Raw genomic sequence first — 12574 nt, forward strand, 5'->3', positions numbered from 1 at the left:
CGGTCGGGAGAGCCGCCGGAGAGGAACGCCTCGTAGTCGCCCCCGCCGGCGCCGGCGCGCTCCCGGACGGTCGGCACGGTGACGGTTCCCCGGATCCGGGTGTTCTGATCGGTCGCCGCGTCCGCGAGTTCGGTGAAGGCGGTGCTGTGGAACAGGAACGACGCCCCAGAGTCCTCCAGCACGTACGCGACCTCCGACGGGTGCAGCCGGAAGTTCACCGGGACGGCGATCGCGCCCAGCTTGGCCACCGCGAAGTAGATCTCCATCATCTGGGGGCTGTTGAGAAGCAGCAGCGCCACCCGGTCGCCGCGCTGGACGCCCCGCAACGTGAGCGCCGCGGCGAGCTGGTTGGTGCGGGCCTCGAACTGCGCGTACGTCGTGGTGGCGCCCCCCACGCCGTCGATGAAGGCGATGCGAGCCCCGTTGCGGAGGGCCTGTCGGGTGGCCCAGGAGCCGTATCCGGAATCAGTCATGGTGTGACGATAGCCACTCGATCCCAAACAAACAATCCAGACGGATTGTTTTTCTATACGCGGTGTCGCGGGAGCCCGTGTGGCACCATCGCGGGGATCAACGAGGAGGAACGAGACCATGCCGCCGCTGTCGGAGCCCAAGCAGGACCGAAGCCGGGCCACGCGCCTGCGCCTCCTCGAGGCGACCGTGCACTGTGTGGCCTCGATGGGCTGGACCGCCTCCACCAACGCCACCATCGCCGACGCCGCGGGGATCAGCCGCGGCGCCCTGCAGCACCACTTCCCCACCAGGGAGAGCCTGGTCGTGGCCGCGCTGGAGTACATGTTCGACAAGCGCACCTCTCTCGTGCTGGCCGTGCCGGTGCCGGAGGCGACGGGGGCGCAGCGCGTGCACTCCGCGGTCGAGGCGTTGGTCGAGGTTTACTCCGGCGATCTCTTCCGCGCCGCTCTACAGGTGTGGGCGGCGGCGTCCGTGGACGACAGGGTCCGCGAGGCCGTGATGCCCCTCGAGCGGCGCTTCGCCCAGGAGGCCCACCGGCTGGCGGTGCGGCTCCTGGGGGAGGTCGACTCGGATCCGGACGTCCGTGCGCTGGTCCAGGCGACCCTCGACCTGTGTCGAGGTCTGGCGCTGGCCGGGGTCCTGACCGACGACTCCACGCGGCGCGGGTACGTCGTCACGGCCTGGGCCGATCAGCTGGCGCGGGGCCTCGGCCACGCCGGGTGAGACCGCCCGCGCCGCCACGGACGCTCAGCCGCGTCGGATGAACTCCTCGAGCGCCGCCCACGTCTGCTCCGGCGCCTCCTCCACGAGGAAGTGCCCGGCGTCGATCGGACGGCCCTCCGCGCGGGGGAGTCGCCCGCGCCAGACCTCCAGCGGGTCGACCTCCGCCCCCACCTTGCCCCTCGATCCCCACAGCACCAGCGTCGGCAGGTCCGGGCGGCGGTCGAAGTCCGACGCGTCGTGCTCGAGGTCCACCGTCGCGCCGGCCAGGTAGTCGCCGCAGATCGCGTGGATCACCCCGGGCCGCCGGATCGCCTGCTCGTACTCGGCCAGGGCGCGCGGGTGGAAGGCCTCGAGGGGGGAGTACAGGCCGGCCAGCGCCGAGTGGAGGAACCGCACCGGGTCGTCGACGATCATCGGCTCCGCGATCTCGGGCCGCGCGAGGAAGCCCCAGTGGTAGTACGCGCGGATCATCTCCGGGGTCATCCGCCGCCACACCTCCGTGGTGGGCAGGATGTCGAGCAGCGCGACGCGCGCGACGAGCCCCGGGTGGTCGAGCACCAGCCGGTGGGCGGTCCGGGCGCCCCGATCGTGGCCGATGACGATCGCCTTGCCGTCGTCGCCCCGTCCGAACCCCCGGATCAGGGCGGCGACGTCGGCGGCCATGGCGCGGAAGGAGAAGTCGTCATCGTTGCACACGGACGCGCCGTACCCGCGCAGGTCCGGCACCACGACGGTGTGATCCGCCGCCAGGCGGTCGGCGATCGGGTGCCACATCGCGCCGGTCTGCGGGTAGCCGTGCAGGAGCACCACCAGCGGGCCGGAACCGCCGGCCCGCACGTGGATCCGGGCGCCGGGCGTCTCCACGCTGCCCGGCAGGAACTGGGAGAAGAGTGCGGTCACGTGGGCTCCTCGGTGATCGGCGGCCTCTCGCGCGACCCTACAGAGGGTAAAGGGGTCCGGCGCCGGCGCGGACCGGCGACAATCGCACCATGCAGCGATCCCCCCGCCCGACGTTCACCGAGCTCACCGCGGGACGTGCGTTCCCGCCGATGTCCGGACGGAAGGGCCCCGACCTGGCGGCAGCCGGGTACACCGAGTCCGAGTGGACCGCCTCGGGCCGGGCCCTGTCCTACCGCGCGGACGCCACCCCGGAGGACGGGCGCTTCGAGCTCACCGAGGCCGACTCGGCCCCCTTCGCCACGCGCGTGCTGGTGCGCCGACCGCAGGCCGGGGCGTTCAGCGGCGTGGTCCTGGTGGAGTGGCTCAACGTCAGTGGAGGGCAGGACGCGGCACCCGACTACACCTATCTCGCCGACGAGATCCTCCGGGCCGGACACGCGTGGGTCGGCGTGTCGGCGCAGTTCATCGCGGTCGAGGGCGGGGACGCGGCGGTGGGCCTCGGCGGGCAGACCACCGGGCTGCGGGCCCAGCGGCCCGAGCGCTACGGCGACCTGCACCACCCCGGGGACGCCTACTCCTACGACATCGTCACGCAGGTGGGCCGGTCCGCCCGCCGGCCGGACGGTCACGGGCCGCTCGCGGACCTCACCCCGCACACGGTGATCGCGGTCGGCGAGTCCCAGTCGGCGTTCGCTTTGACCTCGTACGTCAACGGCGTCCACCCGCTGGCCCGCGAGTTCGACGCGTTCCTCCTCCACAGCCGTGGAGCCGGGTACCTGCCCTTCGACGACCGCGGCCGCGGCGCGGACATCCGCGCGGCCCTGACCCGGGGCCCGGCCCGGTTGCGCGAGGACGTCGGCGTGCCCGTGGTGGTGGTCCAGGCCGAGGGCGACCTGGTGGGCCTGATCGGCTCGGCCCCCGCGCGCCAGCCCGACTCCGAGTGGGTGATGACGTGGGAGATCGCCGGACAGGGGCACGCGGACCTGTACCAGCTGGGGGAGTTCGCGCAGTTCGTCGACTGCCACGGCCCGGTCAACAGCGGCCAGCAGGTGTTCGTCCTGCGGGCCGGGCTGCGCCACCTGCTCGAGTGGGTCGCCGGGGGTGCGCGTCCGCCGGCCGCGCCGCCGGTGGAGATCGACGACGACGAGGTGATCGCTGACGAGCTGGGCAACGCCCGCGGAGGCGTGAGGACGCCGGCCGTGGAGGCCCCGGTCGAGCAGCTCACCGGCGTCCCCCACCCCGAGGCGCAGCCCCTGTGCATGCTCCTCGGCCGGACCGTGGAGCTGGACGAGCAACTGCTGCGGCGGCGGTGGCGGGATCGCGATCACTACCTGGGCGCCTACCGTGAGGCGACGGACCGGCTCGTCGCCGAGGGGTTCCTCCTGGCAGAGGACCGCGAGGAGATCCTCGCCGACGCCCGCCCGGAGCGCGTCACCTGGTGACGGCCCGGCCGGGGGGCCGGGTGCGCAGGACGACCGCCACGAACAGGGCCTGCGCGGCCACGTAGGTGGCCATCACCACCAGGTCCCGCCGCGGCCAGTCCACGAGCTCCGGGCGGAACGCGCCAAGGGCGATCAGCCCGTCGGAGAGCACGAACAGCGCACCGCCCAGCCCGCCGACCCAGCCGTGGCTCGCCGCGAGGTAGGCGGTCGCGGCCAGGAGCAGCCCGTAGACCACCACCGCCGGGGCCAGCGCCCCGGCCTGCGGCACGGTCACCGCGAGCAGGGCCGCGGCCACGGCGATGAGCAGCAGCGTGAACGCCAGCGGGGGACGGCCCCTGGGCACGCGGGTGAACGCCACGACCCACAGCACCTGCGCCACCGCGAACCCGCCCACCATCGCCAGGAACCGCGCGTCCTCGGGCACGACCTTGGGCAGGGAGTCGCCCACCCAGCTCGCGGCCAGCGCGCCGAGCGCCCACCGCCAGGAGGGTCCGCGGCCCTCGCGGGGCAACGCCAGCAGCACGACGGCCAGCGCGGGCATGAGCAGGACCTGTGACAACGAAGCCGCGGTCGCGGCGCCGGCCGCGAGCGCCGCCAGGTGCACGAGGGTCACCAGGGCGAGGGGGATCCAGCTCAGCACGCTCATGCGGAGGACGGTATCGCCCGGGGGTGCCCCGGCACCGGGCTACGCGGGACCTCGTCGTCGTGATCAGGCGCGTCGGGACAGGACGGCGTGCCACGTCAACGCCACCATCACCGCCGCGCAACACGCCACGCCCATGGCAAACGCGACGGTGATGCCCGCCTCGGTGGAGTAGGTCGAGTCGGACGGGTGGGCGGCGAGCACGGCGGCGGACAGCGCGGCGCCGACCGCCCCGCCGACCGTGCGCAGGACCTGGTTGAAGCTCACCGCGCTGCCGAGCTGGTCCGCCGCCACGCTGCGGGCGATCAGCGCGGGCATGGCGGCGTAGCCCGAGCCGATCCCGGCGCCGAACAGGAACATGCCGGCGGCCAGCGTCCAGAAGTTCGCGTGGGCCAGCCAGAGCAGCACCGACGCCAGGGTCATCACGGCCGCCCCCACCGGGAGGAAGACCGCCATGTCCAGGCGCCGGGACAGGGCGCGGACGGCCCGGTTGGCCAGGAGGCTGCCCACCGACAGCGGGGCCATCATGAACCCGGCCCACATCAGCGGGACGTCCAGCCCGAAGCCCGTGGTGGTGGGGGCCTGGGCGACCAGGCTCGCGATGGACAGGCCGATGTACATGGCCGTGCCCAGCCCGATCGCGGTGGCGTTGGCCAGCAGCACCTCGGGGCGGCGGACCACCCGGAGGTTGATGAGGGGGTGCCGGGTCCGGACGCTGTGGACGGCCCACGCGGCGAGCGCCGCGAGCGACACCGTCAGCACGGCCAGCGCCCGCGGCGCGCCCCAGCCCCAGCCCGGTGCCTCGGAGATCCACAGCAGGAGCGTCGCCAGGCCGAGGCCCAACAGGGCGGCGCCGAGCAGGTCGAACCGGGTCCGCGGGGCATGCGGGTCCGGGCCGGCGGGGATGAAGCGCCACACCCCGACCGCGGCGGTGGCCACGAAGAGCGCGGCGAAGGCGAACGCGGCGCGGTGGCCGAACGCGGACGCGAGCACCCCCGTGAGCGGATACCCCAGCCCCATCCCCACCGACACCGTGACGGACAGGGTGGAGATCGCGGGTTGGGACTCGGGGTGACCCAGGTGCCGCCGGGCCAGGGCGATGGTGACCGGGACGGTGCCGTACAGCAGGCCCTGCAGCGCGCGGCCGAGGAGGAAGACGGTGAAGTCGGTGGCGACGGTGGCCACCACCGAGCCGGCGAAGATCACGCCGAGCGAGACCAGGAGCAGGCGCCGGGCGTGCGGCCCGTCGGCGAGGCGCCCCATGATCGGGGTGGCCACGGCGCCCACGAGGAGGTTCACGGTGAGCATCCACTGGGCGGCGCTCACGGTGATGCCGAACTCGGTGGCCACCGACGGCACCAGGAGCATGCCGAGCGAGCTGACGATCGCGCTGGTCAGCGCCGCGTAGACGAGCGCCGGGACGAACCTGCGGGGCGCGGGCCGGCGGTCGGTGGTGGTCACCGGACGTCCTCCGGGCCCAGCCGGCGGAGCAGGGGTACGGCCGCGGCCAGGGTGGCGCGTTCGGACTCGCTCAGGCCGTCGGCCACCGCGCGGATCAACCACTCCTGGCCCGCCGCGCGTTCGCTGACCAGGCGCTCCCGTCCGGCGTCGGTGAGGGTGACGAGCGTCCGCCTGCCGTCGCCGGGGTCCGGGCTGCGGGAGACCAGGCCCAGGTCCGCGAGCTCGCGGATCGCGTTGGCCACCGCCTGGTGGCTGATGCGCTCGCGGGCGGCGAGGTCGGTGGCGGCGAGTGCGCCGTGGCGCTCGAGGCTCGCCATGATCCCGGTCTTGCCCATGGACAGCGTCCGGTGCTCGCCGAACCGCCGCCACAGCGGGCGCAGGGCCTCGCGCAGGTCGGCGGCCAGGGCGGTCGGGTCGGGAGGGTCGGTCACCCCGCAGAGTCTACAACTAGATTGCGCAATCTGCTTGCAGGTAGGGACCCCCGTCCGGGTCTCAGTACGTCCCGCAGTTGACCGGCGCCGGCAGCCCGTCGATCCGGTCCGCCAGGTACTGCACGGCCCCGCCGAGCCCGGTGAGCATCGGCGCGGCGTGGTTGATCACCATCCCGGTGGCCACCGGCGGGGTGTGGTCGATCACCATGTCCACGGCCACCCCCCGCGCACACCAGTCGCGGCCCAGCTGCAGGGACTGCGGGCCGGCCACCACGTCGTCGTTCACCGGCGAGAGGATCCGCACCGGCGTGGTGGGCGTGAGCCGGCCGATGCGCTGGCGCTCGAGGAAGCCCATGATCACGGGGTCCTGTCGGGCGATGTCGCCGGCGGAGGCGCCGGAGGCGGTGAACTCGCCTGTGCGGCGCTGGAAGAACTGGACGGCGGTCTCGCCGATGCACTGATCCGAGGTGACCGCCAGCATCTGGCGACCCCGGTCGTTGAGGTGCCCGTCGAGCGCGTCCGCCATCTGCGGATAGGCCGCCACGAGGCTGTTCAGGGCGTACCCGATCACGCCGGCGATCGCGGAACCGTCGGCCTTCTCCAGGGTGGCCAGGAGGTCGGCGGGCGGCGAGCCGGCCGCGGTCCCCACCAGGTTGATCTCGGGCGCGTACTGCGGGTGGAGCTCCGCGGCCGCGGCCACGGAGCCGCCCCCCTGGGAGTAGCCGATGAACACCGTCCGCGGGCCGGGGCCGACGTCCGCGCCGGGCACGGTCGGGGCGGCCCGGGCGAGGTCGAGCACCGCGCGGGCGGACGCCTCACGGTTCACGTACGAGTGGATGCCCGGCGTGCCCAGGCCCTCGTAGTCGGTGATCGCGACCGCCCAGCCGCGGGCGAGCAACGCGTAGGCCTTGATCAGCTCGTAGCCCACCCCGACGCCAGGGGGGTCCGTCCGGACGGTGGCGAGGTTCTGGAACGTCGTGGACGGCGCGCAGTGGTCGCCCTGTCCCTGCGTGCCGGGCGCGATCACCGCGAGCGGTCGGGTGCCCGGGCCGGTCCACGGGGCGCGGGGCTGGAGGTAGGCGCCGGTCACGGCGATCTGCTGGCCCCGCGAGCCGACCGAGGTGTACATGATCCGCCGGGCGTCGGTGGACAGCGGGCCGGCGGCCGAGGTGAGCTGTTCCGCCCCCGGGATCGCCGGGAGGGCGCCGGCCAGCGGGAAGGCCTCGGTCCTGATGAGCGCGCCCGCGGCGGCGGGCAGCTCGGCCGGCGGCTGGTAGAACGCCGGAGCCGGGTGGGTGGACGAGCCCTGGGCGGCGGCGGGCGCGATCGCCGCCCCGCCGGCGAGGGTGGTGACGATGGTGGTGGCGAATGCGGCTGCGCGCATCGCGGTTCGACGAAGTGGCACGGTCCCCCCGGCTGCTGTGTTCTGACTCACGAAGTAAGCAGAGTCTAGGGTCGCCGTCCCCCCAGCCTGCGAACGGGGCCGCGCGAAAATCTCAGAGGACTCCTAGCTTGCCGGGGTAGCGGAAGGTGTCGCATCAACATAGTGTGTGTCCTATCTCACATCTCCGACGTGGGCACCCGAGAGGACGACCGACATGACCATCCACGCTCCCCATGTCCCCGATCGCGCGGCCTCCCCGGAGTCCGCGACGGCCGGCACGAGGAAGGCCCAGCCGGTGATCCAGAGCCGGGTCGGCGCCCCGGTCGCCCTGGCCGGTCTGGCGATCGCCCTGATCAGCCTGTACCTGCCCTGGGTGTCCGGCGGCGGCCAGTCCATCACCGGCATCTCGCTGCCCGACGTGCTGGGCCTCCGGGCCATCACCCCGGTGAACTTCCTCGGGCTGGTCGGCCTGTCCGTCCTCGCCGTGGTCACGCTCCTCAGCCGACTGGGCATCTTCGCCATCCTCAACGCGGTGACGGCGACCCTGGTCCTGGTCGCCCACCTGGGCTTCGTCTGGGTGCTCTACGGCTCCACCGGCACCTCGGAGCCGACCCTCACGGGCCTGTCCCCGGAGATGGCGGTGACCTACGGGCCGTACGTCGCCGTGATCGGCTTCGTGCTGGTGATCGCGGGGTCCGTCGCGGCCGCGATGTCCGCGGAGTACCTGCTGCCGGACCGGGCGGAGGGTCGGTTGCTCGCGCGCGGCTAGGCGCAACCCGCCGGACGAGGGCCGTCATCCGGGCCGACCGGATGGCGGCCCTCGCCTATCCCGCGGCCCGTCGGTGCAGCACCGCCCAGTGGGTGGCCAGGAACGCCGCGGTGACGCCGAACACCACCCAGGTGAGCGCGGCGGAGACCGGCCCGCCGACGAAGAATCCGAGGACCAGGGCGAGGACCCAGTCGACGACGAACACCAGCACCGTCAGCCCGAGCGCGAGAACGACACGACCGGGCGAGCGGCGGACGCTGCGCGAGGTGGACCACCTCGGCGTCGTCGCCAGGGCCGTGAGCGCCGGCAGCCCCGCCACGGCGACGACCAGCGGCAGGACCGGCGAGAGGATCCCGGCCACGGCACCGAGGCCCACGGCCCCCGCCGCGCCGGCCAGCAACCCGACCGGCGGTCTCGAGGCCGGCGGCATCGAGAACGTCGCGCCCGGGCGGACGGCCGAGGCCGCCGCCCACACGACCAGCCAGAGTGCGACGATCACCGCCACCACGGACGCGACCGCGCGGAGGGTGAAGCCCCACGTGCCCTCCGGCGTCGGGTCTCCGATCACCAGTACGGCCTGGACGAGCGCGGTGACGACGACGACGGGGATCGTCACCCGTGCGCCCCGCGCGAACCCCCGCCACGTCCCGATCATCGTGCGCCCACCGTTCCGTTGCGGTCGAGGACGCCCTGGACCGGCCCCGCGAAGAGGACGCGGTCACCGATCCTGAGTTCGAAGGAGGAGGCGTCCGCGGAGGTCGCGGTCGAGGTGATCGCCTCCCCGCCGGCGGTCTCGCCGGCACAGTGCAGCTCCCCGCCCGCGCCCTCGCACACCGGCGCGACGAGGATCTCGACGCCCTGCTCAAGGAGCACCTCGTTGGTCGCGTAGCGGAGGTCCGCGATCTCCGCGCCCCCCACCGGCGCGAGGGCGTCGATCTGCGAACACCCGGCGAGGGCCAGCGCCACGACGACCAACGCCGACACGGCCGACACCGCCGTTCCGGTCACGGCTCCGGACCCCGCGCGCGTCATCGCCCGGCCCGCCGCTGCTCGTGGACGAGGAGGCGGGCGCGCTCGCGCAGGTGCTGCTGCTCCAGCGAGGCGTCCGTGATGGTCTCCGTGTCGAACGGGGCGGGCAGCAGGAGCTCGGTGTTGCGGTCCAGCGCCGAGCCCCGTCTCATCAGGGGGTTCTCGGCCCAGTCGTTGGCCGCCAGCTCCCGGCTCCGGGACGCCAGGTCCAGGTATCCCCCGGACGGACCGGGGGTCGCCGGGGACGCGTGGTCGAGGACGGTCGAGAACAGCGACAGCGTCCCGTCGCGGTTGTCCACGATCTCGACGGTCTGTTGCTGCTGGGGGAAGTCGATGCAGGAGGCGGTGGTGATCTCCCAGAACCCGCCGTCGCCCCGGCGGTGGGCGAGGATCTGGTTCTGGTGGGTGTGCCCGTTGAGCCACGCCACCACCACGGGATGGGACGCCAGCAGGTCGATGAACTCCTCGGCGCCGTGGAGCCTCTCCATGGAACCCGGCCGTCGCGCGCGGTTCTCCAGGGTCATGCTGTTGTGGTGGGTCAGCACCAGGACGAGGGTGTTCTCCGACCGCGCGCGCTCCAGTTGGCCCCTCAGCCACTCGAACTGGGTGGCCGGCACCGCGCCGTCGGCCCCGGCGACCGCGTTGCAGGTGTCCAGTCCGATCAGGCGCACGTGGGGCGTCACGTCCGCGGTCCACCAGGTCTCCCCGGAGTCGAGGTTGTGCTGGGTGAATCCGTGGCCGACAGGACCGGGGGTCTCCGTGGTGGTGAAGTGCTCCGCCATGAACTCGCGCTGCTCGAACAGGTACCGGCGCCGATCCGCGGTGACCCCTCGGAATCCCGGTCTGGTCCCCGAGCGGACGCCCCAGGCGTCGAGCAGCCGCTGCAGGGAGCTCGAGGTGGCGGCGTATCCGGCCAGGATCGAGGTCGAGGTGGCGGCGAGCGTGTGGGACTTCTCCGGCCCGACCGCCATCGCGTGCATCTGGGGGGACAGACCGAACGCGCCCAGCAGGAGCGTGTCGTGGTTGCCGTACACCGCGTACCACGGGACCGGCAGGCCCACCGACTCGACGGGTCGGGAGATGGCCTGGGTCAGCAGGTCCGGCAGCCGCGGGAAACCGTGGTCGCCGAACGCCCCGCCCGAGGGGTCGTCCGGCCGGTACGCCCACTCGGCGTCCCGCCACGCCTGCACGCCCTCGAACTCGGTGGGCGACCCGCTGTTCGAGGTCACCGGGACCCCGTCGAGGACGTCGATGTACCACCGCAGCTCGAGGTGGGAGTGCATGTCCGCGCTGTCCCCGGTGACCACCGCCGCCCCCAGCGGCGCCCCGGTCACCGGGCTGGTCGAGTTGTCCGCGAACGACTTGACCATGGCGGCGGTGACGTGGACGGTGAGCGGGTCCTGCGGGTGGAACGCCGAGGCCCACGTCGCGTGGTCCTGGACGATCATCGGCTCGATGCGGCAGGGGGACTGCGCGTCGATGACGTGCATGTCGGAGAGGTGCCCCAGGTAGAGGAGGGAGCGGCGTGAGTCCGCCCGGGTCGACGACGGCGCGGTGCGCAGGATGTCGAGCCGGGGCAGGTACTCCTCGCCCGGCCCCGCCGCGAGGGTGCGGTACGAGTTCGCGGGACCCTCTTTCCGGAGGATGGTCCCCGTCAGCGTGGACGGCGGCTCCTCGGGGGCCCGCTGGGCGGACGCGAGTCTGCCGCCCAGTGCGGCCGGGGCCATGGACCACAGGGCGGCGAGGGCGCCCACGCGGCTCACGAACTGGCGACGGGACAGTCCGGGCATGGCGCTCCTCCGCTATCGGCGTAGCGGAAGAGTAGCGCCGGATCAGGGGGGAGGGAATAGGGAGCGTGGCCCGACCCGGTGTCTGACCAGGCGTTCAGCGGCCGGTCCGGTGACCGTCATGCACCCCATACCGTAGGGGGGTATCGTATGAAGCATGGCCGAGCACGGATACGCCCCGCACAAGGAGGACCACCTCAAGCGGCTGCGCCGCATCGAGGGGCAGGCCAGGGGGCTGCAGCGGATGGTCGAGGAGGACAAGTACTGCATCGACATCCTCACGCAGATCTCCGCCACGACCCGGGCCCTGCAGTCGCTCTCGCTCAACCTGCTCGAGGAGCATCTGCGCCACTGCGTGGCCGGCGCGATCGAGCACGGCGGCCCGGAGGCGGAGACCAAACTCGCCGAGGCCAACGCCGCCATCGCGCGCCTGGTCAGGTCCTAACCCGCCGGCCCCCGCCCCACACCACCGTCCCGACCCGAGGAGAACACCATGACCGCCACCGCCACCTTCACCGTCTCCGGCATGACCTGCGGACACTGTGTCGCCTCCGTCGAGGAGGAGGTCTCCGAGATCCCCGGCGTCACGGACGTCGAGGTCGAGCTGGAGTCCGGCCGGCTCGTCGTCGTCTCCTCCGACCCCGTCGATCCCGCGGCGGTCCGCGCCGCGGTGGACGAGGCCGGGTACACGCTCACGTCGGGGGCGTGAGCGCGGTGACCACCGGCGAGCACACCGTCCTGGAGCTGCAGATCGAGGGCATGACCTGCGCGTCGTGCGCCAACCGGATCGAGCGCAAGCTCAACAAGCTCGAGGGCGTCACGGCCGAGGTCAACTACGCCACCGAGAAGGCGCGCGTGGAGTTCGCCCCGGGCGTCGAGTCCCGGCTCCTGCTGGACACCGTCGAGCAGGCCGGGTACTCCGCGCGCCTGCCGCAGCCGCGGACGCCGGCGCGGCACGACGCCGGCGCGGGCGAAGGCGCGGGCGAAGGCGCGGGCGCGGGCGCGGCTGGCAACGCCACCGACGACTCCGCCGCGCCCGACCGGGTGGAGAGCCTGCGCCGGCGCGTGATGATCTCTGCCGCGCTCGCGTTCCCCGTGATCGCCATGGCCATGATCCCGGCGCTGCAGTTCACCAACTGGCAGTGGCTCTCGCTCACCCTCGCCGCCCCCGTCGTGGTGTGGGGCGCGTGGCCGTTCCACCGCGCGGCCGCCGTCAACTTGCGGCACGGCGCGTTCACCATGGACACGCTGGTGTCGATCGGCACGTCGGCGGCCTTCCTGTGGTCGCTGTACGCCCTGTTCTTCGGCCACGCCGGGATGCCGGGGATGACGCACGGCTTCGAGCTCAGCCTCTCGCCCAGCGACGGCGCCGGCGACATCTACCTCGAGGCCGCGGCCGGCGTCACCACGTTCGTGCTGCTGGGCCGCTACTTCGAGGCCCGCTCCAAGCGCTCGGCCGGCGCGGCGCTGCGGTCCCTGCTCGAGCTGGGCGCCAAGGACGTCGCGGTGCTGCGCAGGGGCGTGGACGGCA

At 73.4% G+C, this 12574-nt stretch carries 15 protein-coding genes; 6 read left to right on the top strand and 9 right to left on the bottom strand.

Annotation, left to right across the window (positions count from 1 at the left end; translation table 11 throughout):
- Positions 1-473, bottom strand: a 473-nt coding sequence (locus B4M60_RS10135; protein WP_291083143.1) for an AMP-binding protein, incomplete at its 3' end; no start/stop codon positions are given.
- A 118-nt stretch (positions 474-591) separates the two neighbouring features.
- On the opposite strand from B4M60_RS10135, the gene B4M60_RS10140 reads away from it, so the two are divergent.
- Entirely contained in the window at positions 592-1197 is a 606-nt protein-coding gene (locus B4M60_RS10140; protein WP_291083146.1) for a TetR/AcrR family transcriptional regulator, read from the top strand.
- Positions 1198-1221: 24 nt separating this feature from the next.
- On the opposite strand, the gene B4M60_RS10145 is transcribed toward B4M60_RS10140, so the two are convergent.
- Positions 1222-2097 carry an alpha/beta fold hydrolase gene (locus tag B4M60_RS10145; protein WP_291083149.1) on the bottom strand — a complete coding sequence of 292 codons (876 nt, stop codon included), beginning with the start codon at positions 2095-2097 and terminating at the stop codon, positions 1222-1224.
- Between the two features lie 89 nt (positions 2098-2186).
- Here B4M60_RS10145 and B4M60_RS10150 point away from each other — a divergent pair, with 89 nt between their 5' ends.
- Entirely contained in the window at positions 2187-3539 is a 1353-nt protein-coding gene (locus B4M60_RS10150) for an alpha/beta hydrolase domain-containing protein (protein WP_291083152.1), read from the top strand.
- Here the strand turns inward: B4M60_RS10150 and B4M60_RS10155 are convergent.
- The 4 genes from B4M60_RS10155 to B4M60_RS10170 form a co-directional block, all read right to left on the bottom strand.
- The gene (locus B4M60_RS10155; protein WP_291083155.1) at positions 3529-4185 is read right to left on the bottom strand and encodes a lysoplasmalogenase; all 657 of its coding nucleotides are present in this window, start codon (positions 4183-4185) and stop codon (positions 3529-3531) included. The two genes, B4M60_RS10150 and B4M60_RS10155, sit on opposite strands and share 11 nt — an antisense overlap.
- A 63-nt stretch (positions 4186-4248) precedes the next feature.
- Entirely contained in the window at positions 4249-5643 is a 1395-nt protein-coding gene (locus B4M60_RS10160; protein ID WP_291083159.1) for an MFS transporter, read from the bottom strand.
- Complete coding sequence (locus tag B4M60_RS10165; protein WP_291083162.1) at positions 5640-6074, bottom strand: MarR family winged helix-turn-helix transcriptional regulator; 435 nt, start codon at positions 6072-6074, stop codon at positions 5640-5642. The genes B4M60_RS10160 and B4M60_RS10165 overlap by 4 nt, the downstream gene beginning before the upstream one ends.
- A gap of 61 nt (positions 6075-6135) precedes the next feature.
- A complete protein-coding gene (locus B4M60_RS10170) occupies positions 6136-7458 on the bottom strand; it encodes a lipase family protein (protein ID WP_291083165.1) in 1323 nt (440 codons plus the stop codon).
- Between the two features lie 214 nt (positions 7459-7672).
- Between B4M60_RS10170 and B4M60_RS10175 the strand changes: the two genes are divergently transcribed.
- On the top strand, positions 7673-8227 hold the full coding sequence (locus tag B4M60_RS10175) for a hypothetical protein (RefSeq protein WP_291083168.1): 555 nt from the start codon (positions 7673-7675) through the stop codon (positions 8225-8227).
- Between the two features lie 55 nt (positions 8228-8282).
- On the opposite strand, the gene B4M60_RS10180 is transcribed toward B4M60_RS10175, so the two are convergent.
- The 3 genes from B4M60_RS10180 to B4M60_RS10190 are packed head-to-tail and all read right to left on the bottom strand — an operon-like array spanning position 8283 to position 11046.
- Positions 8283-8882: a hypothetical protein gene (locus B4M60_RS10180; RefSeq protein WP_291083171.1), complete on the bottom strand. Its 600-nt coding sequence runs from the start codon at positions 8880-8882 to the stop codon at positions 8283-8285.
- A complete protein-coding gene (locus B4M60_RS10185; RefSeq protein ID WP_291083174.1) occupies positions 8879-9235 on the bottom strand; it encodes a hypothetical protein in 357 nt (118 codons plus the stop codon). Before B4M60_RS10185 ends, B4M60_RS10180 begins: the two co-directional genes overlap by 4 nt.
- 20 nt (positions 9236-9255) lie before the next feature.
- Positions 9256-11046, bottom strand: a complete 1791-nt coding sequence (locus tag B4M60_RS10190; RefSeq protein WP_291083177.1) for a TIGR03767 family metallophosphoesterase — start codon at positions 11044-11046, stop codon at positions 9256-9258.
- 154 nt (positions 11047-11200) lie between these two features.
- On the opposite strand from B4M60_RS10190, the gene B4M60_RS10195 reads away from it, so the two are divergent.
- The 3 genes from B4M60_RS10195 to B4M60_RS10205 all read left to right on the top strand — a co-directional run.
- On the top strand, positions 11201-11488 hold the full coding sequence (locus B4M60_RS10195) for a metal-sensitive transcriptional regulator (RefSeq protein ID WP_291083180.1): 288 nt from the start codon (positions 11201-11203) through the stop codon (positions 11486-11488).
- Positions 11489-11536: 48 nt separating this feature from the next.
- The gene (locus B4M60_RS10200; RefSeq protein ID WP_291083183.1) at positions 11537-11752 is read left to right on the top strand and encodes a heavy-metal-associated domain-containing protein; all 216 of its coding nucleotides are present in this window, start codon (positions 11537-11539) and stop codon (positions 11750-11752) included.
- Positions 11753-11802: 50 nt separating this feature from the next.
- Positions 11803-12574 (top strand): cation transporter (locus B4M60_RS10205; protein ID WP_291083186.1); only part of this gene is annotated, 772 nt, incomplete at its 3' end.

The sequence above is a fragment of the Dietzia sp. UBA5065 genome, from assembly GCA_002415925.1.
GTDB lineage: Bacteria > Actinomycetota > Actinomycetes > Mycobacteriales > Mycobacteriaceae > Dietzia.

Coding starts and splice junctions, on each gene's coding strand:
- B4M60_RS10140 (WP_291083146.1), top strand. CDS start 592: ATGCCGCCGCTGTCGGAGCCCAAGCAGGACCGAAGCCGGGCCACGCGC.
- B4M60_RS10150 (WP_291083152.1), top strand. CDS start 2,187: ATGCAGCGATCCCCCCGCCCGACGTTCACCGAGCTCACCGCGGGACGT.
- B4M60_RS10155 (WP_291083155.1), bottom strand. CDS start 4,185: ATGAGCGTGCTGAGCTGGATCCCCCTCGCCCTGGTGACCCTCGTGCAC.
- B4M60_RS10170 (WP_291083165.1), bottom strand. CDS start 7,458: ATGCGCGCAGCCGCATTCGCCACCACCATCGTCACCACCCTCGCCGGC.
- B4M60_RS10175 (WP_291083168.1), top strand. CDS start 7,673: ATGACCATCCACGCTCCCCATGTCCCCGATCGCGCGGCCTCCCCGGAG.
- B4M60_RS10180 (WP_291083171.1), bottom strand. CDS start 8,882: ATGATCGGGACGTGGCGGGGGTTCGCGCGGGGCGCACGGGTGACGATC.
- B4M60_RS10190 (WP_291083177.1), bottom strand. CDS start 11,046: ATGCCCGGACTGTCCCGTCGCCAGTTCGTGAGCCGCGTGGGCGCCCTC.
- B4M60_RS10195 (WP_291083180.1), top strand. CDS start 11,201: ATGGCCGAGCACGGATACGCCCCGCACAAGGAGGACCACCTCAAGCGG.
- B4M60_RS10200 (WP_291083183.1), top strand. CDS start 11,537: ATGACCGCCACCGCCACCTTCACCGTCTCCGGCATGACCTGCGGACAC.